The organism is Arthrobacter sp. StoSoilB22, from assembly GCF_019977315.1.
Lineage (GTDB): Bacteria > Actinomycetota > Actinomycetes > Actinomycetales > Micrococcaceae > Arthrobacter.
On the sequence record NZ_AP024652.1, the window covers coordinates 90,064 to 113,461 of the forward strand.

At 62.7% G+C, this 23,398-nt stretch carries 20 protein-coding genes; 10 read left to right on the plus strand and 10 right to left on the minus strand.

What is annotated here, in order from left to right:
• Window positions 1–43: 43 nt before the first annotated feature.
• Complete coding sequence (locus LDN70_RS00460) at window positions 44–1,360, minus strand: ABC transporter substrate-binding protein (protein WP_223941383.1); 1,317 nt, start codon at window positions 1,358–1,360, stop codon at window positions 44–46.
• Window positions 1,361–1,711: 351 nt separating this feature from the next.
• Here LDN70_RS00460 and LDN70_RS00465 point away from each other — a divergent pair, with 351 nt between their 5' ends.
• Both LDN70_RS00465 and LDN70_RS00470 read left to right on the plus strand, forming a co-directional pair.
• Complete coding sequence (locus tag LDN70_RS00465; protein ID WP_223941384.1) at window positions 1,712–2,047, plus strand: nucleotidyltransferase domain-containing protein; 336 nt, start codon at window positions 1,712–1,714, stop codon at window positions 2,045–2,047.
• Window positions 2,048–2,183: 136 nt separating this feature from the next.
• A complete protein-coding gene (locus LDN70_RS00470; protein ID WP_223941385.1) occupies window positions 2,184–3,650 on the plus strand; it encodes a lysozyme in 1,467 nt (488 codons plus the stop codon).
• Window positions 3,651–3,696: 46 nt separating this feature from the next.
• Here LDN70_RS00470 and LDN70_RS00475 read toward each other — a convergent pair whose 3' ends face one another.
• Together LDN70_RS00475 and opgC are read right to left on the minus strand one after the other, a co-directional pair.
• Window positions 3,697–5,052 carry a uracil-xanthine permease family protein gene (locus LDN70_RS00475; RefSeq protein WP_142937227.1) on the minus strand — a complete coding sequence of 452 codons (1,356 nt, stop codon included), beginning with the start codon at window positions 5,050–5,052 and terminating at the stop codon, window positions 3,697–3,699.
• An 85-nt stretch (window positions 5,053–5,137) separates the two neighbouring features.
• Window positions 5,138–7,648, minus strand: a complete 2,511-nt coding sequence (opgC, locus tag LDN70_RS00480) for an OpgC domain-containing protein (protein ID WP_223941386.1) — start codon at window positions 7,646–7,648, stop codon at window positions 5,138–5,140.
• Between the two features lie 203 nt (window positions 7,649–7,851).
• Here opgC and LDN70_RS00485 point away from each other — a divergent pair, with 203 nt between their 5' ends.
• A complete protein-coding gene (locus LDN70_RS00485; RefSeq protein ID WP_223941387.1) occupies window positions 7,852–8,457 on the plus strand; it encodes a malonic semialdehyde reductase in 606 nt (201 codons plus the stop codon).
• Between the two features lie 179 nt (window positions 8,458–8,636).
• On the opposite strand, the gene pgm is transcribed toward LDN70_RS00485, so the two are convergent.
• Together pgm and LDN70_RS00495 are read right to left on the minus strand one after the other, a co-directional pair.
• Window positions 8,637–10,298: a phosphoglucomutase (alpha-D-glucose-1,6-bisphosphate-dependent) gene (gene pgm / locus LDN70_RS00490; protein ID WP_223941388.1), complete on the minus strand. Its 1,662-nt coding sequence runs from the start codon at window positions 10,296–10,298 to the stop codon at window positions 8,637–8,639.
• Window positions 10,299–10,571: 273 nt separating this feature from the next.
• Window positions 10,572–11,327 carry an SDR family NAD(P)-dependent oxidoreductase gene (locus LDN70_RS00495; RefSeq protein ID WP_166842668.1) on the minus strand — a complete coding sequence of 252 codons (756 nt, stop codon included), beginning with the start codon at window positions 11,325–11,327 and terminating at the stop codon, window positions 10,572–10,574.
• Window positions 11,328–11,547: 220 nt separating this feature from the next.
• On the opposite strand from LDN70_RS00495, the gene LDN70_RS00500 reads away from it, so the two are divergent.
• Window positions 11,548–12,189 (plus strand): DUF4190 domain-containing protein, encoded by a 642-nt coding sequence (locus LDN70_RS00500; RefSeq protein WP_223941389.1) that lies wholly within the window; start codon window positions 11,548–11,550, stop codon window positions 12,187–12,189.
• A gap of 92 nt (window positions 12,190–12,281) precedes the next feature.
• Here LDN70_RS00500 and LDN70_RS00505 read toward each other — a convergent pair whose 3' ends face one another.
• The 3 genes from LDN70_RS00505 to LDN70_RS00515 are packed head-to-tail and all read right to left on the minus strand — an operon-like array spanning window position 12,282 to window position 16,008.
• Window positions 12,282–13,781: a peptide MFS transporter gene (locus tag LDN70_RS00505; protein WP_166842670.1), complete on the minus strand. Its 1,500-nt coding sequence runs from the start codon at window positions 13,779–13,781 to the stop codon at window positions 12,282–12,284.
• Between the two features lie 54 nt (window positions 13,782–13,835).
• Complete coding sequence (locus LDN70_RS00510; RefSeq protein WP_502773824.1) at window positions 13,836–15,257, minus strand: amidase; 1,422 nt, start codon at window positions 15,255–15,257, stop codon at window positions 13,836–13,838.
• A gap of 7 nt (window positions 15,258–15,264) precedes the next feature.
• Window positions 15,265–16,008, minus strand: a complete 744-nt coding sequence (locus LDN70_RS00515) for a Type 1 glutamine amidotransferase-like domain-containing protein (protein ID WP_142937220.1) — start codon at window positions 16,006–16,008, stop codon at window positions 15,265–15,267.
• A 175-nt stretch (window positions 16,009–16,183) separates the two neighbouring features.
• Between LDN70_RS00515 and LDN70_RS00520 the strand changes: the two genes are divergently transcribed.
• The 3 genes from LDN70_RS00520 to LDN70_RS00530 all read left to right on the plus strand — a co-directional run bounded on the left by LDN70_RS00520 (window position 16,184) and on the right by LDN70_RS00530 (window position 17,811).
• Window positions 16,184–16,510, plus strand: a complete 327-nt coding sequence (locus tag LDN70_RS00520; protein ID WP_142937219.1) for a rhodanese-like domain-containing protein — start codon at window positions 16,184–16,186, stop codon at window positions 16,508–16,510.
• 32 nt (window positions 16,511–16,542) lie between these two features.
• Window positions 16,543–17,475 (plus strand): prephenate dehydratase, encoded by a 933-nt coding sequence (pheA, locus tag LDN70_RS00525; RefSeq protein ID WP_223941391.1) that lies wholly within the window; start codon window positions 16,543–16,545, stop codon window positions 17,473–17,475.
• A gap of 105 nt (window positions 17,476–17,580) precedes the next feature.
• Complete coding sequence (locus tag LDN70_RS00530; RefSeq protein ID WP_142937217.1) at window positions 17,581–17,811, plus strand: hypothetical protein; 231 nt, start codon at window positions 17,581–17,583, stop codon at window positions 17,809–17,811.
• Here LDN70_RS00530 and LDN70_RS00535 read toward each other — a convergent pair.
• Window positions 17,808–18,869, minus strand: a complete 1,062-nt coding sequence (locus LDN70_RS00535) for a diacylglycerol/lipid kinase family protein (protein WP_142937216.1) — start codon at window positions 18,867–18,869, stop codon at window positions 17,808–17,810. The genes LDN70_RS00530 and LDN70_RS00535 overlap by 4 nt on opposite strands.
• Before the next feature lie 112 nt (window positions 18,870–18,981).
• Here LDN70_RS00535 and serS point away from each other — a divergent pair, with 112 nt between their 5' ends.
• Window positions 18,982–20,262, plus strand: a complete 1,281-nt coding sequence (serS, locus tag LDN70_RS00540) for a serine--tRNA ligase (protein ID WP_166842675.1) — start codon at window positions 18,982–18,984, stop codon at window positions 20,260–20,262.
• Window positions 20,263–20,291: 29 nt separating this feature from the next.
• Here serS and LDN70_RS00545 read toward each other — a convergent pair whose 3' ends face one another.
• Window positions 20,292–21,320, minus strand: a complete 1,029-nt coding sequence (locus LDN70_RS00545; RefSeq protein ID WP_223941392.1) for a hypothetical protein — start codon at window positions 21,318–21,320, stop codon at window positions 20,292–20,294.
• 219 nt (window positions 21,321–21,539) lie between these two features.
• Here LDN70_RS00545 and LDN70_RS00550 point away from each other — a divergent pair, with 219 nt between their 5' ends.
• Together LDN70_RS00550 and LDN70_RS00555 are read left to right on the plus strand one after the other, a co-directional pair.
• Window positions 21,540–22,385 carry an HAD family hydrolase gene (locus LDN70_RS00550; RefSeq protein ID WP_142937213.1) on the plus strand — a complete coding sequence of 282 codons (846 nt, stop codon included), beginning with the start codon at window positions 21,540–21,542 and terminating at the stop codon, window positions 22,383–22,385.
• Window positions 22,386–22,513: 128 nt separating this feature from the next.
• Complete coding sequence (locus LDN70_RS00555) at window positions 22,514–23,395, plus strand: helix-turn-helix domain-containing protein (RefSeq protein ID WP_223941393.1); 882 nt, start codon at window positions 22,514–22,516, stop codon at window positions 23,393–23,395.
• Window positions 23,396–23,398 lie beyond the last annotated feature (3 nt).

Consider the following 23,398-nt stretch of genomic DNA (forward strand, 5'->3'; position numbering starts at 1 on the left):
GAGGGGGCCTCCGGTTTCCCGGAGGCCCCACGGCCGGGTGCTGCTAGTTGTTGACCACGAGGTCGTTGAGAAGCTTGACGGCTTCATTCCAAGCCTCATCTGCGGTGCCCTTGCCCGAGTCGAGCATCTTGAGGGCCGGACCGAAGACGTTCTCCTGGATCACGGAGTCATCCGGACCCTTGAACTGTGCGATCACACCTTCAGCGCGGGACTCAAAGATGGCGCCATAGGGAGCGTTGTTGAACAGTTCGTTCGGCTTTGCCGCTTCCACGATCTTTGCCTGTGCTTCCAGGGTGCTGGGGAAGTTGTTCGCCGCAGCGGACTGCTTGATCTGCTGCTCAGGTGCGGTCAGCCATGCTGCCAGCTTGGCTGCTTCAGCGGGGTGCTTGGAGGTCTTGGGAACCGAGAGGAAAGCACCGCCCCAGTTGGAGGCACCGCCCGGGAAGACATCCGCTACATCCCAGCCGCTTGCCGGTCCGCCGCCGGCGGACTCGAGCTGGCCCTTGATGGTGCCCAGCATCCACGCCGGGCAAACGTGGGTAGCGAAGGATCCGTCCACGAAGGCCTTGCCGTTACCCCAGTCGAACTGGGTCTGGTTGGCGGAAAGACCATCAGCGGTTCCGGAGGCGAGCATGTCGAACTTAGCCCGCATTTCCTTGTTGCCTTCGACGTTCAGCTTGCCGTCCTTGGTGTAGTAACCCTCGTCCATCTGGTTGACCATGGAATTCCAGACGAAGCCGGACTGGTCATACCAGGCCTTGCCGGTGGCCTCTTTGTACTGGCGGCCCAACTTGAAGTACGTTTCCCAGCTTCCGTCCTTGCCGCCGAAAAGTTCCGCGACTTTCTCACGGTCACTCGGCAGGCCCGCCGCCTCGAAGAGCTTGCCGTTGAAGCAGAGTGCCTGCGGTCCTATGTCCGTGCCGTAACCGATCACACGGCCGTTGGGGTCCGTGCCCTGCTTGAACTTCCAGTCCACCCAGTTGCCCTTGATGTCCTCAGCGCCGTGCTCCTTGAGGTCCACGAACTGGTCCGAGACCTCCATGATGGAGCCGAGCCAGCCTTCCTCGATAGCCGTGACGTCGCTGAGCCCGGAGCCTGCGGCGAGCTTGGTGAACGCATCGGTCCGGGCGTTGGAACCGCGGTCGATGTTGGTGGCCTCGATGGTGACGCCGGGGTTCTGCTTCTCATATTCGGCATACAGGTCGTCGTATCCGAAGGTGCCGAAGGTGGTCACGGTCAGTGTGACGGGGTTGTCGGCGCTCGCTGCCTTATCGCCTCCGCCGCTGCAGCCCGCTGCTACGAGGGCCAGTGAGGCTACGCCCGCCAGGGCAGTGAATTTCCTTAGTCGTGAAAACTCCACGATCACTCCTTTGTGTGTTCGAGCGACCGTACGCCAATGGCGAGAGAGCGCTCTCTGGGATGTGGGACCAATGTATGTGCTGCAAGTCACTTACGTCAAGAGAGCGCTCTCTCAGAAGTGCTCTATGTCTTCGGGCGACCACTTAGCCGCGTCCTCGGTGCCCGTCCCTCGAAGGGTTGGCTCTCGGGGCTTTGGGTGGCTCATGTCGCCGAGAATCCGTCCCTCGATGATCACTTCCGGGGCGGCTGGAAGTTTGAAAAATCGCGTGCAATAAGAACCGAGTACGCCCTGAATTCATCCCACATGCTCGCTGGCGTCATCGCAGAAGCATCCCGGGGCAGGGATCGATTCATGCGTTTTGTTTCCCGCGCAATATTGAGATGGCCTGAACGCCCGCTGCAGGTAACCCTTTTTGGTTCAGCGGCACGCGGAGACATGCGCAATGACTCTGATATCGACTTGCTGTTCATCATTCATGACGGTGCTGACGACGACCTATATGAGCAGATTGGAAACCTGGCCGTGGACGTGTACCGCCTTACCGGCAACGACGTTCGTCCGATGATTTACGAAGCGGCCGAAGTGCGGGCGGCACCGATATTCGACTCGATTATGAGGGAAGGCGTCCACGTTCACGGTGACCGTCACTGGTTGTCGCGCCGCCTGCTTGATGCGGCGGCTGCCTAGTGACGGCGAGGTCAGATGCGAGTGCGCGGCTAGAGGATTCGCGGGCTTTCCTCGACGTCGACCTTTAGTTTGGCTGTAGGCTGGGCTGAACCACGTGGGGGCGCCGGTTCCTCCCGCATGCCGAAGGAATCGTCGAATGAAACTCTCCACGCCCAGCTGCCCAAGCACCCCGGAAACGTCACCCAAACGGCGGCCGCAAGGGATTGCCGGCACCAAAACGGCCGCTGCCTTGCTCGCCACCATGCTTCTCATCGCGTCCGGTGCGACGCCGGCCACCGCTTCCGATGAATCGCCCACAGTTCAGAACGACCACGCCATGGGATCTACAATTCATGGTCATGAAAGCGCAGGCCACTTGTTCACCCTTCAGGCCACGGAGTCCGCCTCATCATTGCCGGGGGTGCCCGGAATGGATGTCAGTAGCCACCAAGGGGTGGTGGACTGGACCAAGGCTGCAGAAAACGGGGCCAGGTTCGCGTACGTCAAAGCCAGCGAGGGAACCGAATACAGCAACCCGTACTTCGCCGACCAGTACGCCGGGGCAGCTTCGGTTGGGATGCTGCGTGGCGCGTATCATTTCGCACTTCCCAACGCGTCTTCCGGTGCCGCTCAAGCCAGCTATTTCCTGCAGAGCGGTGCAGCCTGGACTCCTGATGGTGAAGCACTGCCTGCGCTGTTGGACCTCGAGTACAACCCCTACGGCAGCTCTTGCTACGGAATGACCCCGGGTCAAATGGTTTCGTGGATCTCCGACTTCTCCACCACCATCCTGTCGCGAACCGGGCGCCTTCCCGCCATCTACACCACCACGGACTGGTGGAACACCTGCACGGGTAGGGCCAACGGATTCGGCAACCACCCGCTGCACATCGCGAGGTGGTCAGCGACGCCCGGAGAGCTGCCCGCAGGTTGGCAGGCCTACACCCTGTGGCAGCACGCCGATTCCGGCGTTTTCCCGGGTGATCAGAATGTTTTCAACGGTACCGTCCAGCAGCTGGCAGCCTTCGCCAGCAACCCAGGCCCCATCTTTTCCGACATAACCGGGGGACAATTCACCACCGAAGTCAATTGGCTCGGGTCCCGTGGAATTTCAACCGGATGGACCGAGTCCAACGGAGCCAGGACCTACCGGCCCCTGGCCCCTGTTGCCCGTGATGCAATGGCTGCTTTCCTGTATCGCTTGGAAGGTAGCCCGGAGTTCACGGCCCCCGCCAAGTCGCCCTTTGCCGACGTTGCCACCACCAACCCGTTTTACAAGCAGATCACCTGGCTCGCCAGCAAGGGCATTAGTACCGGATGGATTGAGGCGAACGGGACCAAGACGTACCGCCCGCTTGAACCGGTAGCCCGCGATGCCATGGCCGCCTTCATGTACAGGCTGGCCGGTTCGCCGGAGTTCAATGCCCCAGCGGAGTCGCCGTTTGCGGACGTTGACACCACCAACCCGTTCTACAAGCAGATCACCTGGCTGGCGAGCAGTGGCATCAGTTCCGGGTGGAACGAAACCAATGGGACCAAGACCTACAGGCCTTTTGAGCCGGTGGCCCGCGATGCCATGGCCGCGTTCATGAGCCGTTTCGACACCAAGTTTGGGGACCAGTAAGGCTGCTCCGGATCCACACCTCATCCGCAGGTCCCGGCAGGAAGCCCTACTTCCCCTTCTTCCCGCCCCTCTTGGCCGCAGCATTCATCGCTGACTTCACCGCAGGCGGCAGCCCCGCCGTCTCGGTTTCCGGCTCGGCCACAGTCCCGCGCCAGTGGGCCAGCCCCTTCATGCCGTGGTAAATCACTAGGGCAGCGGCTGACCCGAGGGCAATACCCGTGAACTTCAGCTCGCCAATGGTCCACGTGTAATCAGCAATGCCGATGATCAAAGCCACGGCGGCTGTGGTCAGGTTGATCGGGTTGGAGAAGTTCACCTTGTTCTGAACCCAGATCTTCACGCCGAGCACGCCGATCATGCCATACAGCATGGTCGCGGCGCCGCCCAGGACGCCCGCCGGAACGGTGGCGATCAATTCGCCGAATTTCGGGGAGAAGCTCAGCAGGATGGCGAAGATACCGGCCACCCAGTAGGCCGCCGTCGAGTAGACCTTGGTGGCGGCCATGACGCCGATGTTCTCCGCATACGTTGTGGTACCGGAACCGCCGCCGAACCCGGCAAGTACCGTCGCGGCGCCGTCGGCCATCAGCGCGCGGCCGGAGACGCCGTCGAGGTTTTGGCCGGTCATCGCGGCCACCGACTTCACGTGCCCCACATTCTCCGCCACGAGCACCAGCACCACCGGCACAAACAGGCCCACCACGCCGATGTGGAATTCGGGCGTCTGGAACAGTGGCAGGCCTACCCACGCGGCGGCGTCCATCTTTTCGTAGTTGACCTCGCCGCGCATCATCGCCACGAGATACCCCACCACAACACCCACCAGGATGCTCAGGCGGCCAAGAATCCCGCGGAACAGCACGGAAACCAGGATGATGGTAACCAGCGTGATCAGCGCGGTGACGGGAGCGGCGTCGAAGTTCGCTTTCGCGGCCGGCGCGAGGTTCAGGCCGATCAGCGCCACAATCGCGCCGGTGACAATGGGCGGCATTAGCCGGTTGATCCATTCGGCGCCAAACTTCTGGACCACCGCACCGATAAGCGCCAGTACGACGCCGGCAAGCACCACACCGCCCAAGGCGCCGCTCACGCCGTACTGCTGCTGGGACGCCATGATGGGGGCGATGAATGCGAAGCTCGACCCAAGGTAGCTGGGCACCCGGCCCTTGGTGATCACCAGGAACAGCAGCGTGCCGATACCCGAGAAGAGCAGTGTGGTGGCCGGGGGCATGCCCGTGATGATGGGGACAAGGAACGTCGCGCCGAACATGGCAACCACGTGCTGCATGCCGATGCCGATGGTCAGGGGCCAGGCGAGCCGCTCGTCGGGGGCCACCACGTGGCCGGGGCGGATGGACTTGCCATTGCCGTGGAGCTTCCATTTGATGCCGAGCATGCTCATGGCGGGGCCTTCCTCAGAAGAGTATTGGGATTCGGTGCAACATTACCGCCAATGCGGACCTTGGGTCGGCGGCGAATGCTGGTCTCTAGCGGGGAACCAGCCCGAACAGGAACTTTGTTTTGACCATTACCCACAGTGTGGCAAGCAACGCGATGTACACGGCAGTGTTCAGCCACAGGTTTCCGTCCCGCAGGGCAGGGATGTTGGCAATGGCCACAATAAAGAACACGTGCATGATGAACACGTACAGCGTGGCCTGGCCCAGAGGTATGAAGAACCAGCCCACGGCACGAGACAACGGCTTCCAGAAAGCACTCAACAATGCGTACAGGGCAATGGTGATGAGGAAGACGTTGAGCACCCGCCCCGGGCCAAGGTAGGTCCTACTGAAGAAGGTGTCGTAGACGAACCTGAACGTGCTTTCCGGGATCAGCGCGAGCCTAACGTCCAGTTGATTGGTCAGGTAAGGGCCGCTCCAGGAGAACACCGCACAGGCAGCGGCCAGGAAAATGCACGCCCCAAGCAGCAGGCGCCGCTGCGGGTCACCGAACCACTCGATGATCTGACGCCGATAGAACCCGGCGGTCATCCCCACAACAAACAAGAGCTGCCACACGAGAAGCGGGAAAGAATCCTCGAACTGCGACGGCAGCAGGCGGAAACGGAAAATTGATCCCGCCGTGTAGAGGCCGACGCTGAGCGTGAGGACCAGCCAGGTGAATCCGCGCGAGAGCGCAACGAGGATCAGGGGGCTAATCAGCAACAGGATCACGTAGAGCCCCATGATGTTGAACTGCCACGGCCCAACCTGCAGCAACAGCAGAGCCGGGATGAGACCCTGCGGGACGGGGAACTGCAGCAGTCCCTCCATCCCGGCGTAGAGATCGTACGTAGTGCCTGCCGCTGCGCGGCCTGCCCCGCCGGTTCCTTGATCCGTGAAGGTGGTGACTGCTGCGGCGTTAATGAAAGGAAGCAGGCTCAGCCCGTACACGATCAACACCACGGCAAGGGCCGTGAAGTACAACTTCCAAGCGCGCTTGGTGGTCCCGTCTACAACGTCACCCAGGTCGGTGGCTATTCGGGGACCGTAAACCATGCCGAGGACCACACCGGAGAGCATGACGAAGAGCTCCGCACCGGAAACCACCCCCAAGGTCTCCTGGCTAAGCAGCTGGAAAACGGAGTTGATGCCCACATGGTTCACCACCACGAACACGATGGCCAGGCCCCGGAGCATGTCGATCCGCGCATCACGCTTACCCGTGCCGGTGTAGGACCATTTACTGGCGAAAGCCCGCGAGGACAACAGCCACAATGCCGCCACAGCAATCAGCACAGACCCGGCCGAAGCCCACGCCGCCCAGCCTTGTATGACCGTCCCACTCTTCGCTTGAGGGGCCTCAATGCCGGGCACGTTGTCCAGGCCCTTCTCCGTGACAGGTCCAAGAGTGAGGCCTGAGGTGTCCAACGAGGTTCGGAACGGGGTGGCCAGCTGGGGCTCAGCAGTGCTCCTCCAGTCAATGGGCACCCGCCCTGGTTCACGCACATCGGTGGTCTCATTCCACACCACAGCCCGGACCGCCCCATTACCGGGCTCCGCCACCGAGGCAAAGACCTGGTGCCACCACGTTTGCTTGACGTCCAGCTCAGAAGCGCCACCGGCTCCGGGCGAGTACAAAGCCCCCGTCTCAACCAAGAGAGGCTTGCCGCGGGCCTGTGCATAGGTGTTGTAGAAATTGTCCGTCCCAGCCCCGCCGCTGGAAATTCCCCCGCTGGATACGTGCAAGGCTTCATTGAACTCACCCGCCGTGGGCAGCGTATTGCTGGCCTTACCGGCGCCCGTCGTGTCGTGATAGACGGACAGCCCAACCCAATCCACCACGTCGTCGCCCGGATAGTACGGCTCAAAAGCGGAGTCATCCTGATCCCACACGCCATTGCCGCTCGTGTCCACCGATTCCAAGGGCACACCCTTGGGAGGCGTAGACGTTGCACTCTGGAACGGGTAATCCTTCTCAGCTGTGGGAGACCACACCATCTCCGGATCCGGCAGGGTGGACCGGAGTGCTGCGGCTACGTTGTCGAAAGCAGCTCGATAAGCTTCCGGCTCCTGTCCCCAGCTGACCCACGGGGCGTTCATTTCCGGTGCGAAGCGGATGAAGACCTTCCCTCGAAAGCCAGCTGCCGCCGTCGTGATTTGACGCGCAAAAGCGGACGCAACGTCGTCGTTGATGTCCTTCAGGGCGATCCCGGGGCGGACCGTGAGCAGCGCGTGCGAGCCTTGGTCCGCGATCTGGGAGAAGTAACCCTTCAAATATTCGCGGCCGCCGTCATCCACGGGCATGGACACGTTCTGGCCGTACAAAGCCGCGGGCGTACCGAGTCGCTGGGCGTAATCCGCAGCTGAGTCCTTGTCCCAGTCCAGCAAAGCCCCGAAAAAGCGTGTTCCAGGATCCTCGACGCCAGGCTGCTGCTGTTCGGAACCAAGTGTCTGCGTGGACGCCAACGCCTGCCCGGTTGGCATCAGGAACATCACCAAAAGCACCACAAGAACAGCCAGTGCCCGCTGGCGGGCCGCTAAGGGAAAGGTAGGCATCAGGCCCCTTCTGGTGTCGTCATTCCCACGGCTGAACGTCCCCCACAACGGGTGGCAGCTCGTATGCACGATGCTACCGACTTTTGCGCTGTGCCCAACGTCACGGGCCGTCATGGGAAGAGGACAACGGAAGTTGAAGTTGCAACCATGGAAAGCAGAAGTGCCCGGCCGGTTCAGGGTCAGGCCCAGCGAAAGGTTTACCCATGACGATTGCACACGAAGAAGCAGTCATTGACGCCGCAGCAGTCGACGCCATCTTTGCCGAAGCCCGCACCGCCAACAGCTTCGCCGGCGAGGTCACCGACGAGCAGGCCCGCGCCATCTACGAGCTCACCAAGTTCGGCCCCACCGCATTCAACTCCCAGCCGCTCCGCGTGACCTACGTCCGCTCGGACGAGGCACGCGCCAAGTTGGTGGACACCCTTTCGCGTGGCAACCAGGCCAAGACCGCGTCCGCCCCGCTGGTTGCCATCCTGTCCTACGACACCGACTGGCAGGGCCAGTGGGACAAGTTCCTCCCCGCCTACGACGCGCCCAAGGCTATGTACGACGCCGACCCCGCTTTCGCCGCTGCTACGGGCAACAACAACGCTCACCTGCAGGCCGGCTACTTCATCCTCGCCGTGCGCTCGCTGGGGTTCGCCGCTGGCCCGATGACCGGTGCCGACTTCTCCGCAATCGACGCCGAATTCTTCCCGGCCGGCGACCAGAAGAGCTTCCTGGTGGTCAACATCGGCCAGCCCGGCCCGGACGCCTGGGGCGAAGCCAAGCCGAAGTTCGCTTACGACGACGTTGTGCGCACCGTCTAGAGTCTTCCCGCAGCAGAAACGCCCGCTCACTTTCGTGTGAGCGGGCGTTTTGCCTTAACGGGGCGACCCTCTGGACGTTCTCTCACATCCCTCGGGTTTGGGGCCAACGCTCTATCACTTCCACCCGGGAGAGAGGGACCCGGATTTAGGGCTGGAATGTGAAAGAAGATTTGAGGAAGTTACGCGATAACGCCGTCCACCAACGCCTTGGCCTCTTCCTGGACCTGCTTCAGGTGATCCGCACCCTTGAAGGACTCGGCGTAGATCTTGTACACATCCTCGGTGCCGGAAGGCCGTGCCGCGAACCAGGCGTTCTCCGTGACAACCTTCAAGCCCCCGATTGACGCGCCGTTGCCGGGAGCCTCGGTGAGCTTGGCCGTGATCTCTTCGCCTGCAAGGGAAGTCGCGGTGACGTCCGCGGCGGAGAGCTTGCCCAGCTTGGACTTCTGCTCGCGGGTGGCCGCAGCGTCAATGCGTGCGTAAACAGGCGCGCCGAACTGGTCAGTCAAACCCTTGTACAGCTGTGAAGGAGACTTGCCGGTGACGGCTGTAATCTCCGACGCCAGCAGGGCCAGCAAGATGCCGTCCTTGTCCGTAGTCCACACACTGCCGTCGAGCTTATTGAAGGATGCTCCGGCCGATTCCTCGCCACCGAACGCGCCTTCACCGGAAAGCAATCCAGGCACGAACCACTTGAAGCCCACGGGAACCTCAACCAACTTGCGGCCGAGCCCACTTGCAACGCGGTCGATGATCGAGGACGAAACCAGCGTCTTGCCCACAACAGACTCGGGGTTCCAGCCGCTACGGTTCCGGTACAGGTAATCGATGGCTACGGCCAGGTAGTGGTTGGGGTTCATCAAACCACCATCCGGTGTCACAATGCCGTGGCGATCGGCGTCGGCGTCGTTGCCAGTGGCGATGTCATAGGCGGCGGTACCATCGGCACCGGCGGCCATCCGTTTGATCAGCGACGCCATGGCCGACGGCGACGAGCAATCCATGCGGATCTTCTCGTCCCAGTCGAGGGTCATGAAAGCCCACTGCGGATCCACGGTGGGGTTGACCACCGTGAGGTTCAGCTGATGGCGCTCGCCGATCTCGCCCCAGTAGTCAACGGACGCGCCGCCCATGGGATCAGCCCCGATGCGGACGCCGGCGTTCCGGATGGCGTCAAGATTCAGCACGGAAGGGAGGTCGTCCACATAGCTGCTGAGGAAGTCGAACTTGCCGGTGGTGTCGGCGGCCAAGGCATCGTTCAACGGCATGCGCTTGACCCCGCGGAGGCCGTTCTCAAGCAACTGGTTGGCGCGGTCAGCTATCCAACCCGTTGCGTCCGTGTCAGCGGGGCCGCCGTGCGGAGGGTTGTATTTGAAACCGCCATCACCTGGCGGGTTGTGGCTGGGGGTGACCACGATGCCGTCAGCTTGGGGAGTGCCCGGGGCGGCTTCGCGGTTGTACTTGAGAATGGCGTGGCTCAGCGCCGGCGTCGGGGTATAACCGTGGCGTGCGTCCACCAGAACGGTCACGCCATTGGCAGCTAGTACTTCCAGTGCTGAGTTCTGCGCCGGCTCACTGAGGGCGTGGGTGTCACGTCCGATGAACAGCGGCCCGGTGATGCCCTGACGGCCACGGTATTCGACGATTGCCTGCGTGATCGCGAGGATATGCGGCTCGTTAAACGACGCCTTCAAGCTGGATCCGCGGTGCCCGGACGTACCAAATGCCACGCGCTGCGCAGGGTCGCCCAGATCTGGAGTTACGTCGAAGTACGCGTCCAGCAGGGCTGTGATGTCAACAAGGTCCTGGGGAAGGGCAACTGTGCCCGCTCGGCTAGCCATGGGGTCCAGCATGCCAGACCTTGGCGTCAGCTGACACGAAATGTCCGCCGATCCGGCCCCTGTGACGCCGAATGGCGTTGTTACGTCAGGACAAAAACCGCCGAGTCAGCAAAGATTCATTCCCCGTTCACACCACAGCAGGCGCACCCGTTCCCCTTGGGTGCGCCACTTGTTCACCGGTGGCGCACCCTTTCGCGCCATTCGCTCCAGAGGTTAGGGGCGCGATCGGGGGTAGGGGTAGCGAACAACCCAGTGGGAACGAAACCAGGAACGCTAGACGGCGGTGTAGCCACCATCGACGAGCACGTAGGAGCCGGTCATGAAGCTGGCCTTGTCGGAGAGGAGGAACGTGGTGACGTTCGCGACTTCCTCGGCCGTGCCCAAGCGGCCAAGCGGGTGCTTCGCTTCGAGCCCGCTGACAACTTCCTTCGGCGCGGCGGCCAGCAAGGGAGTGTCGATGTAGCCGGGGCCGATTGCATTGACGCGAAGCCCCTGGGCTCCGTATTCAGCCGCCGCGTTCTTGGTCATGCCTACAACGCCGTGCTTGGCTGCGGTGTACGCGGCGTTGCCGGGAGCGGCTACGGCGCCGTGGATCGATGCCATGTTCACAATGGCGCCCTCGGATGCGCCAGCGGCAAGGATGGCCGGGACTTGGTAGCGCATTCCGTAGAGGACGCCACTCAAGTTAATGGCGATGACCCGGTCCCAGTCCTCGATGTCGATTTCTCCAACGGGAGCACTGGCACCGCCGATACCGGCATTGTTGACGGCGTAGTTGAGGGCTCCGTACGTCTCCACTGCGAAGTCGACGGCTTTCTTGCTGTCCTCGGCCACAGCAGTGTTGCCTTGGAACGGTACTGCAGTGCCGCCGTCGGCCGTGATCTGCTCGGCTACGCGCGTGGCGGCGTCGAGGTTGACGTCCACAACAACAACGTTGACGCCGTTCTTCGCGAGGTCCTTGCTGATTGCTTCCCCGAGGCCGGAGCCTCCGCCGGTGACGAGCGCGGTTTTGCCTTCGAAGTTACCCATGATTCCTCCTTTGCGGGACAAAGCCCCGCAGATTTCGTTGGTGAGCGATGATTTAGGTCGCTATGGATGAAAACCAAGTCCGGCTCGAAAATATTCCATGCGTATGCATGAATATGCCCCTACGTGATTCGGTGGCACACGCGCGGGTCGCGCGCTACCTTATGTGGCGCCCCTGGCGGCGGTAGTGTTGGGACCAAAGACCACATCCAGGGGGATACCTATGTCAGACCAGCCATCCAAGGGCAACGAGGATAAGCCTGCGGGCTACGAACCGCCCCAGTACGTCCCGCCCGCACAGTTCAGTGCGCCCGAGTCGAGCACGTCCCATCAGGGCCCGTCCGCCGGAAGCACACCTGACCAGGGCGCTCCCGAACACGGCGCTCCGGAATACGGCGCCAACGCCACCCAGCCGATCCCGCCCTACGAGCAGGGCTCGCAAGGCCAGAACCCGTACACGCCGGGTGATTACAGCCAGCAGCCCCCCTCGCCCTACGGCCAGCCGCCCAGCCCGTACCAGCAGCAGGCGTTCAACCAGCAGCCCTACGGCCAGCAGCCTTACGGTCAGCCGCAGTCACCCTACGGCCAGCCCGCCTACTACGCCATGCAGGCCGAGCCCAAGGGCCTGAGCATTGCCAGCATGTGCTGTGGCATCGCCGTCTACGTTGGCTTCGGGTTCTTCATCCTCCCGCAGATTGCAGCCGTGATTCTGGGCCACCTCGCCTTGAAGCGTGAGCCTGCAGGCAAGGGCATGGCGATCGCCGGCCTGGTGATGGGTTACCTCGGCGTTGCGCTGACGCTGATCTTTGGCATCATCTTCTTCGTCGCCATTGGCGCGTCAAGCAGCGGCCGCTACAACTACTAAGACGCGTACGACGGCGACCCTTGCGTCAGGTGGGATTTCCACCGGACCCAAGGGTCGCCGTCGTTAAGGTTGCGTGCCGTGTGCCGGGAAGCCTAGCGAACGCCGCCCATCAGCTTCTTGATCGCGGGCGTAGCCGCAGCCAAGCCAACGGCCAGGACCACTGCAACGCCGCCGATCCCCAGGAAGTACGGGAGTTCGTCCTGGGGGTTGTACAGCCCGGCGAGGATGCCGGCCAGCGTGGTGCCGAGTGAGACGGACAGGAAGAACAAGGCCACCATCTGGGTGTGGAACGCCTGCGGGGCGAGCTTGGTGCTCACGGACAGGCCGATGGGGGAGAGGAACAGTTCGGCCAAGGTGAACATGAACAGGATGCCCACAAGCGCCAGCAGTGGAGTTTTGCCCTCGCCGGCCAGCGGGATGAACGCCAGGAATGCCAGTCCCATGATGAACAGGCCGGCGGAGAACTTCAGCGGCGAACTCGGCTGCTTGGAACCCAGCTTCGTCCAGAGCGCAGCCATGACGCCGGCGAAGATGATGATAAACACCGGGTTGATGGACTGAACCCAGGCGGCCGGCATTTCCCAGCCGAACAGGTTGCGGTCCAGCTTCTCCTGCGAGTACACGGCGATGAAGGTGAATTGCTGCTGGAACAGTGCCCAGAACCCGGCCGATGCAATGAACAAGGGGATGAAGGCCACCACGCGCTTGCGCTCAATGCCGGTGACCAGCGGGCTTCGGAAGATCAGGAACAGGTAGATCACAGCGGCGCCAATTGCGGCGTAGGCCATGCTGCTGGCGAGGTTGTTGGCGTTGACGAGCCCCGTTCCGAGCAGTACGCCGATGACAACCAGGATGGCCAGGAAGATGAGCCCATACTTGGTGCGGTCCTTCGCCGGGAGCGGGTTGGGAACGCGGTGCGCTTCCTCGGGGAGCCTTTTGCGGCCCAACGCGTAGATGACCAGGCCGATGGCCATGCCCACGGCTGCGGCGCCGAAGCCCACGTGGAAGCCGTAGCTCGTCTGCAGCCAGCCGGTCACCAGCGGGCCGATGAGCCCGCCGATGTTAATGCCCATGTAGAAGATGGAGAAGCCGGCGTCGCGGCGCTCGTCCTTCTCGCCATAGAGGGTGCCCACCAATGCCGTGGCATTGGCTTTCAAGCCGCCGGAGCCGATACCTACGAGCACAAGGCCCGCTATCAGGCCCGGAACGCCCGGAAGCAGCGCCAGTGCGATGTGGCCGGCCATGATCATGATGGCCGAGCCGAACAGAACTTTTTCGGAGCCGAAGAGACGGTCGGCGAGCCAGGCGCCGAGGATCGTCGACAGGTAAACGCCACCACCGTACGCGCCCACCAAACCAGCAGCGAGTCCCTGGTCAATGGAAAGACCGCCCTGCTCGGCGGTGAAGTACATGTAGTAGAGCAGGATTCCCTGCATGCCGTAGAAGGAGAATCGCTCCCACATTTCCACGGAGAAGAGGCTGGCCAACATCTTTGGGTGGCCGAAGAATGACGTATCGCCCGCTGGCTTTGCGGACTCAGCCGTGGTTTGAGGTGTGCTCATTTTCTCAATGCTGGCACTGACTGCGGGCATTGTCACATCGATCAATGCCCGGGGCAACCACTTTCCATATGTTAGACGTGCTGGTTACCGGGCCTCCAGGACGGCTGCAAGCTGGAGAAGTTGCAGTTCAGATCCCGGCCGGCCGATGATCTGAATTCCCATGGGCAACCCTGAGGCAGTTGTGTGCACCGGGATGCTGATGGCCGGGAGCCCACAGACGTTCACCATGGAGGACCACGGAGCGTACTCGCACTGCCGTTTGTAGTCCTCATCGGCATCGCCGGCCCACTCGCTCGGCCACGGCTCGCCGCTGTGGCCGCCGCCGGTAAACCAGCCGATGGGCCGCGGTGTCTGCGCCAAAGTGGGCATGAGGATCAGGTCCCACTCCGCGTACTGCGCCAAGGTGTCGTGCTCGAATTGCCGCAGGAAACTCAGCGCTTCATTGACTTTCGAGGCGCTCCGCTGTTGCGCCCGACGCCGGAACGTCCGGGTCAACGGGGTCAGCAGCGCCTCACGCTGGGGTGCTATGCGGGCACTCCCGACGCCGGCAGTCCAGGCTGTTGTGAACGCTTCGGGATAGCGGTTGTCGTAGCGGATGCCGGCCTCGGTGACGCTGTGGCCGGCTTTTTCCAGCAGCTTGGTCCCGAGCTCCAAGGCATCAGCTGCTTCTTCGTCGATCTGGAACGGGTAGATACCGGCCCACGGGCTGTCCAAGCTCACCCCGATCCTCAAGGGCTCCGGGGCCTGCCCCACACTGGCGCGGTATCCGCCGTCGGGCGCTTGATCCCGCGGGACCAGCGCGTCCATCAGCAGTGCTGCGTCTGCCGCGGTCCGGGCGAGCGGCCCGGCAACCACCAATTTAGCGGCATCGCCCGCGCTGGCGCCGCCCGGCACCAAGCCCCGTCCCGGCTTTAGGCCCACCAGTCCGCAGGCGCCTGCTGGAATCCGGATGGAGCCGCCGCCGTCGGTACCCGGCGCGAACGGAACCAGCCCCGCAGCTACGGCGGCAGCGCTGCCGCCCGACGACCCGCCCGAGCTTCGTCCCAAGGCATGCGGATTGCGCGACGGCGGTGCCACCCGGTTTTCGCTGTAGGCCGTAAGTCCAAATTCCGGAACCTGGGTCTTACCCAGCGAGATGACGCCCTGCCCTTTCAACGTTGCTGCGAGGGCGCCGTCCTCCGGAGCTGGTTTGTGCTCGAGGGCTGCGCTGCCGTGCGTGGTGGGCACGCCGGCCACATCCGTGAGGTCCTTGAAGGCGGTGGGCATGCCGTGGAGGGCGGGGAGTTCTTCGCGGCGGCCCTCCCGGGCCAGCCTTGCGTGCAGCGCGTCTGAAGCCGCGGCGTCTTTGAGGGCCTGTTCGGCCGTGACGGTGACGAAGGCACCCAGTTGCCTGTTCCGCGATTCGATGGCCTGCAGGAAATGCTCGGCGGCTTCCCGGGCGGAGAGATCGCCCGCAGCGAGGGCATTGCGGAGCTCAACGGCTGTCAGTTGCGAAATTTCTTGCAGGGGAGGCTCAACCAAGGAATCGTGGCTCCAACCGTTCCTCCACAGCAACAGCGTCCACGCTTTCGCCGGCGCCGGCTGTCACCCGGAAGGCAGCCTTGTTCTTCACTTCGGACACCACCTCCACCAGTTCCGTTCCCCGGTAAACCAGCCCGACGCCGTCGTCCGTGCAGTGGGTCTCGCCGAGCGTGCCGTTGGCCACCAGCTTGTGGATGGCCGGGGCGCGCCGCAACTCGGAGTCGTAATGGACGCCGTTGGCGTAGGGGAGGAAGCCCAGAGCATTGGTGACAGGCTTGAGTTCCGGGCCGAAAGAATCGGTCACACCACCCTGATACCAGCAGATGGACCCTGCCGAAACGCCAGCCAATACCACTCCGCTCTCCCAAGCCTTCCGCAGGATTCCGTCCAGTCCGTGCGCCCGCCACACAGCCAGCAGGTTCACCACCGAGCCGCCGTTCACCCACACAACGTCCTGCTCCAGGAGATGCGCTTCCGGGTCCTCGATGTTGGGCATAGTGAAGAGGTTGAGATGGCTGAAATCGAACCCCGCAATGCGTGCTGCCTGGTCCATTTCCGCAGCCCACCAGCGCTGATCACCGGATGCAGTCCCGATATGTGTCACCCGGGGTGCCCGGCCGCTGACGCCCGAGAGCTCCACTGCGTAGTGCATCAGGTGGTTGAACTCGATCCGGGTCCGCTCACCCGGCTTGTAGCCGCCGGAGGTCGCCAGAATGGTTGCTTGTCCAGAGGTCATTCGGGCACTCCTAACGGGCCGGGGGTGGGAAGGCGCTTCCGTCCCAGTCTTAACGTCCTGGCGCCGGGAAGCAAGGGCAGGTGATTCCGTGGCGTTGCGGTGTCCCGTGAAGTTACGGTGCCACGCGTCGGGGACTAGGCTGGATGCTGGACTAAATCGATGGGAAGGGAACGCCATGAGCGACTTCGATACCGTACCTGTGGGCGACATTCCGGCAGATGCCAGCATTCTGGACGTCCGCGAAGACTACGAATGGGTGGCCGGGCACGCGGAAGGTGCAGTGCACATCCCCATGGACCAGCTGCCGGCACGCCTGGACGAACTTGACCCGGATGACGATCTCTTTGTCATCTGCCGCACCGGAGGCCGGTCATTCCGCGCTGTCCAGTGGCTCGTGGGGCAGGGCTATTCTGCCGTGAACGTCGCCGGTGGCATGGACATGTGGTTTGAGGCGGGGAAACCCATGGTTTCGGATAACGGGCTCAAGCCGGTAGTTCTGTAACCCGCGTATATAACCAGCAAGGAATATCTCCGATGTCAGCAGTCACCTACACCTTCCTCGGCCCCGAGGGCACCTTCACCGAAGCTGCCCTCATGCAGGTCCCTGGGGCTGCGGACGCCACTCGAGTCCCGTGCACCAACGTCAATACGGCGCTGGATCGGGTCCGGGCCGGAGAGGCTGACGCGGCCATGGTGCCCATCGAGAACTCGGTGGAGGGCGGGGTCACTGCCACGCTGGACGCGATTGCCACGGGCCAAGAGCTCCGGATCATCCGTGAGGCCCTTGTTCCCATCACGTTCGTGCTCGTGGCGAGGCCCGGCGTCGAGCTTTCGGACATCAAGCGGATCTCGACGCACGGCCATGCCTGGGCGCAATGCCGTCTGTGGGTGGATGAGCACCTCCCGCAGGCCGATTACGTCCCCGGATCCTCGACGGCGGCATCCGCCATGGGCCTGCTGGAGGACGACGCTCCCTATGACGCAGCCATTTGTGCCCCGTTGGTTGCTGCCGGACAACCCGGCCTCAACGTCTTGGCCGAGGACATTGGCGACAACCCCGAGGCTGTCACCCGGTTCATCCTGGTGAGCAAGCCCGGCCTTCTTCCGGACCGAACGGGCGCGGACAAAACCACCGTGGTGGTGCCGCTGCCGGAGGACCACCCAGGCGCGCTCATGGAAATCCTGGACCAATTCGCGTCCCGCGGCGTGAACCTGAGCCGCATCGAATCGCGGCCCACTGGACAATACCTGGGCCACTACTTTTTCAGCATCGACGCTGATGGGCACGCCACTGATTCGCGGGTGGCTGACGCGCTTGCAGGCCTGCACCGGATCAGTCCGGCAACCCGGTTCCTGGGCTCCTATGCCCGTGCCGACAAGCAGCCGGCCGTGGTTGCTCCGCACACTTCTGACGCTGCTTTCGCTTCGGCGCACGCGTGGGTGGATTCAATCCTGAGGGGCTCCTAGCCCGCTATCCACAGGCGGAGCGTCTGCCCTTTCGCAAGAATGCTTCTGTGCGTATGCTTGCCTGATCCATAAACGATGGATGAATGGCAAATGAAAGGAGCGGTCATGTCTGTCCACCGGGATGACAAAGACGGCCAGGGCATGATCGTCAATCCGAAGCCCACTGGCGATAACCAGGACGACTGGAATGGCGATGAAGCTGATCGCGCTGACCGACTCCGCTTTGAAGAAGAACAAGCGATGATCAAGGAGCAGGCTGAGGCTCGCGCTGCTGCCAAGGCGGCCACTGAGGAAGCCGAGAGGGATGCTGCAAAACCGGACGTCGGCGCTCTCTAAACGGTTTTGGCTTTCGGCACCCGCACCAGCAGGGACGCCGGCTCCACTTGCACGGTGACGGTTGTCGCCTCGCCTGAGGGGTCGCCGTCCAGCTGGGTGGCCATGGGTTCCTGGCTGCGGATGATGACCTTCCCTGAACGGTAGAAGCTCATCATCGGCAGGTTCGCTTTGTGCTTGAACAAAACCTTCGTGTACATGGCGAGCCAGCCGAAAGCACTGCGGGGACTCATCACCACAATGTCCAGCATTCCGTCATCAATCATGGCCTGAGGGATGAAATCAATGCCGCCGGGAATTAGGCCACAGTTCGCGAACAGTACACTGCGGATCTTGCGTGCCTGCTCGGGCTGGTCGTCCATGGTGATGGTGACGCGTTTGCGGCGCCCGGGCAGGTGGCGGACGCCGGCCTCCGTATAGGCGAGCCAACCAACGCTCTTCTTCAGGTCTTCCTTGGTGTCACCCACAACCTCGGCGTCCAGGCCCATGCCGGCGATGACCAGGAACGTGTGCTTCGCTGACTCGCCCGTGATGTCGTTATCCACGCCCATGGTGGCGGTATCGATGTAGCGCTGGTTGCCGAACAACGCCACCTGGATGCAGTCAGCGAGGTCGGTCACGTCAAGATCCACGTTGCGGGCCAGCAGGTTACCGGTGCCCAGCGGGACAAGGCCCATGGCAACGTTCTTGTGCGCCAGCGACTCTGCCACAACGCGCACTGTACCGTCGCCGCCGCACGCCAGAACGACGTCGGCCCCGTACGCCAGCGCTTGGCGCGACTGACCGTAACCGGGGTCGTCCACGGTGGTTTCAAAGAACTTGGGCGGGTCCCAGCCGGCTAGATCGCAGGCGTCGATGATGGCTTGGCGGGCCTCTTCGGCGTTGTTTTTCACCGGGTTGAGGATGACCGCCACGCGCTGGTCCCCGGGGCCGGGCTTGTGTGAGTCCTCCCGGACCGCGCTCCTGATGTGGCGGGCTTTCAGTCGGCGCACACCCCACCAACTGGAGACGGCAAAAACCACGCCCCCAGCGAGAATCAGGTACAGGATCCAGTCGCTCATGGTGCTCCCACACTATCCTCCCGGGCAGTCTCCTCTTGCCTCACGCCCGTGACGGAGGGACTTTGCCCGCTGCGGGCCGGAAAACCACGGCAGATTCGAATACTCTTGTCTGGTGATCGACGTAAAAGACCTCAGCGAAAATCCGGACAAGTTCCGGGCCAGCCAGCGCGCCCGTGGCGCCGACGAGTCCGTTGTGGACGCGATCATCTCCGCTGACTCCGATCGCCGTGCCGCGCTGATTCGCCACGAAACCCTGCGTGCCGAGCAGAATGCTTTCGGCAAGAAGGTGGCTCAGGCCAAGGGCGAAGAAAAGCAGGCCCTCCTGGCCGAGGTCAAAGAGCTGGCCAACTCGGTCAAGGCCGCTTCCGCCGAGGCTGCCGCAGCGCAGGCCAAGCAGGAAGAGCTGCTGCGGGTCATCCCCAACCTTGTTGTTGACGGAGTCCCCGAGGGCGGCGAGGACGACTACGTTGTGGTCAAGACCGTAGGCACTCCCCGCGAGTTCAAGGATTTTGAGCCGAAAGACCACCTGGAAATCGGTGAGCTGATTGGCGCCATTGACATGGAGCGCGGCGCCAAGGTGTCCGGCTCGCGTTTCTACTTCCTCCGCGGCGTCGGTGCACGGTTGGAAATGGCGCTGCTGCAGATGGCCATGGAGCAGGCGATTGACGCCGGCTTCGTCCCCATGATCACCCCCACTTTGGTGCGCCCCGAGACCATGCAGGGCACCGGTTTTGATGTAAAGCACGACGCCGAGATCTACCGTCTCGCCGAAGACGACCTTTACCTCGTGGGAACCTCGGAGGTGGCCCTCGCGGGCTACCACGCTGACGAGATCCTGGACCTCTCTGCCGGCCCCATCCGCTACGCAGGCCAGAGCTCCTGCTACCGCCGCGAGGCCGGCTCCCACGGCAAGGACACCCGCGGCATCATCCGCGTGCACCAGTTCAACAAGGTGGAGATGTTCATCTACACCACTGTGGAGGAAGCCGCTGCCGAGCACGAGCGCCTGCTGGCTTGGGAAGAGGAAATGCTGGCAAAGTGCGAGCTTCCTTACCGCGTGATCGATACGGCTGCCGGTGATCTGGGCATGTCCGCGGCACGCAAGTTCGACTGCGAAGCCTGGGTCCCCACGCAGAACGCCTACCGCGAGCTCACTTCCACCTCCAACTGCACCACGTTCCAGGCGCGTCGCCTCAACATCCGGGAACGCGTGGTCAACGACGAAGGTGTTGCCAAGGGAACCCGAGCCGTTGCCACGCTGAACGGCACGCTTGCCACTACGCGCTGGATTGTTGCCATCCTTGAGCACCACCAGAACCCGGACGGCTCCGTCAATGTTCCCAAGGCATTGCAGAAGTACCTTGGCGGCCTTGAGGTTCTCCCGGTTCTCTAGATTCCACTTGTCACCCTCCTACGGACAATTCACCCTCGAGTGCGCGGGTGAATTGTCCGTAGGAGGGTGTTTCTTTGCGGGGTCAGCCCAGCCGCGAGGAGTTTTGCCGTGAACAAGGCGGGATTGTTGGCCGTTGCCCAGTCCCATCGCACTACTTTGAACCCGAGAGCACGCAGCCTGTCCTCACGTTTCTTCTCGGCGAGGACCGCTTCCCTGGTGCTCTGTCCACCCAGATACTCGTCCCTCAAGTACTTTGCATCGCCGTCGAACTCTCCGATTACTCGTTGGTCCCGCCAAAAGAAGTCCGTACGGGCAACGAACCCCATGGCATCGCGGAACTCGCACTGCAACTCCGGAGCAGGGAAGCCGAGAAGGTGCATCTGGGCGCGGCTAAGCGACTCGCCCGCGGAGCCGGAATTCTCGTCAGCAAAGCTCAGAATGTGCTCTACGCGTTGTCTCTTGGCCTCGGAAGCAAGGCCCTCGGCTGCCGCGCTAAGTGCCGCTTTGCTCATGAAAAGCGACGGAAACCTTGCTGCACTGATCGCGTGATCGGCCAAGGTGACGCCCTTGGTGAACGAACCCCTGGCCAGGACATCAACGGCCGTTCGCGCCGGTCCTGTGAGTCGCAACCCGCGCAGGTACACGGTGTCGGTTGAGTAGTAGTGCCGGTAGATGCCATATCCGCGGATCCGCTCCAGACCGCTGGTTCCCGAGGAATCCAGGGTGGCTGCGCTGGTGCTCGGCTTTCGAGCGCCGGCATGCCCGCGCGAGGCGTTGGCAAGGTGGATGTGCGATGGAACGCCGACCATCTGCAGTCCCCAGAGTAACGCGGCTGTTTCGAAGCAAAACTCCGCGGAAGGGTTCTCCGCTGCCACGGCCCGTGCGGTTGCAGCGTATCGATCCCAGGGTTTGAGCCCCAGCCAATGCTGTTTGTCCACGTATACGCCCTGGCGTACCCGGACAAGTTCGCCCTTCTTGTACCGTCTGCTGAGCTGCCGCGATGCACCTGTTTCCAGTTCATGCCGGGCAGCCACTATGAATTCGTTCTGATAGTCCATGGACCACTGTTGCTGCACAGGGATTCACGTGACTCCCGCTCAGTAGGGCTATGTGGAAAGGGTTCGGTTGTTCACCGTTATGTGGACAATTCACCGGCGGATGCGGGGGTGAATTGTCCGGTAGAGGGTGAAACTCGGAACAGGTATTCACCGTGCGTTAACGCGCAGCTGTGGCGCCGGTCCTAGTTCAGTGTCCGGGGTGTCTGCTCTACTGTAAGTATGACTATTTTGACTGATACTCCAGTTGCTGGCATCGATGACCAGCCAAATAACAACAACAAGTACATGGTGGCATTGGACGTGGACGGCACACTCGTGGACCACGACGGCCACATGTCGGAGGGAGTTCGCTCCGCCGCCCAGGCTGTGGTTGCAAGCGGCCACGACGTCATGATTGCCACCGGCCGCTCGCTCAATGCGACGCTTCCCATCATCCAGAAGATCGGCCTCGAGCGAGGCTACGCCGTGTGCTGTAACGGTGGTGTGACCCTCCGCCTTGATCCGTCGTTGGAGAAGGGTTACGAGATCATCCATAAGGCAACGTTCGACCCCGCTCCGGCTCTGAAGGCCTTGCGGGAACGGCTGCCCAACGCCAAGTACGCCCTGGAGGATGAGGACGGAAACTTCCTCTCCACGGAGCGCTTCCAGGATGCCAGTTTCGGTGTGGAGTCCATCGGCGTCGACTTCCAGACCATGTTGGATGCCACGGCAGTCCGCGTAGTGGTCTTCAGCAGCGAGAACACCTCGGATGAGTTCAATGAGGCCATCAGGCACATCGGACTTTCCGGCGTGACGTACTCGGTGGGATGGACCGCCTGGCTGGACATCGCAGCCGAGGGCGTCACCAAGGCCAGCGCCTTGGAGGTTCTGCGCCACAAGCTCGGAACGGACCAGGCCAACACGGTTGCCGTGGGCGATGGCCGCAACGACATCGAGATGCTCACGTGGGCCGGCCGCGGCGTTGCCATGGGCCAGGCGCCTGACGAGGTCATTGCCGTCGCGGATGAGGTCACCGCTTCAGTGCTCGACGACGGCGCGGCACAGGTTTTGCGCAGCCTCCTGTAACTGCCGCTCGTCTTAGCCGGGCGAACCGCTGTGGCCAACACACCTCCGGTTCGCAACCCTCACCGCTGAGCGGCGGGGGTTGCGAACAAAGGCGGGCTCCGAGGCGCTGAGCTGCCTAGACTGGGCCTGTGTTCTATGAAGAATGCCCACCACCTCCCGGGCTCCAGCCGTTCGTCACCGGGCTGTGGTTTGTCCGCGCTGAGCCGCAGGCAAGGTACGAGAAGATCCTCCCCGGGCCGTCTGCGCACCTGATCCTGAACCTCTCCGACCCTTACAGGCTCATCAGCCCGCCGGAAGCAGGAATAGCCGGCAACGTCCCGGAAGCCGGCACGGGCACCACCCGGACGGAAGCCGGCTCAACTGAAGTGTCCACGGGTTTCTATGCGGGCCTTCAGCGCAGCTACTTGATCAGCGAAAACCCGGACCAGCTCTTCAACGTTGGTGCCCGCCTGACTCCCTTTGGCTTGGCAGCGTTCACCAGCCAACCGCCGTCGTTGTTCCAGAACCGTGTGGTGGACGCCGAGACTGTATTCCCGGGTTTTTCGGAACTACGCACGCACCTCACCGACGCGGAACCCGAGCAGGCGTTCGGGGCCCTGAGCACCTTCCTCCACCAACGGCTAAGGCCCAGCTACCGGGCGGATCCCAGGGTGGAGAAAGCTACAGAAATCCTGGCGCAGGAGGACGTAGCGATCGGCGTGCTGGCCAAGGATCTGGGTGTCAGCCCGCCCACGCTGGAGCGGATCATGATGCGGGACTGCGGAGCCACGGCAAAAGCGTATTCGGATGTATGCCGCTTCAACAGGATGGTGAACCAAGCGGCGGCCCTGCCGAAGGGCTCGGTGCCGGGCCGCGAGCTTCTTCATTTGGCCGACTATTACGATCAGCCGCACCTGATCCGGTCCTTCAGGCGCTTCAGTGGGTACACGCCAACGGAGTACCTGCAGGTGGTGCAGAGCTATGGTGCGGAGTACGCCACGTTCGTCCCGCTGGAGGAAGTCACCAGCTAGCCT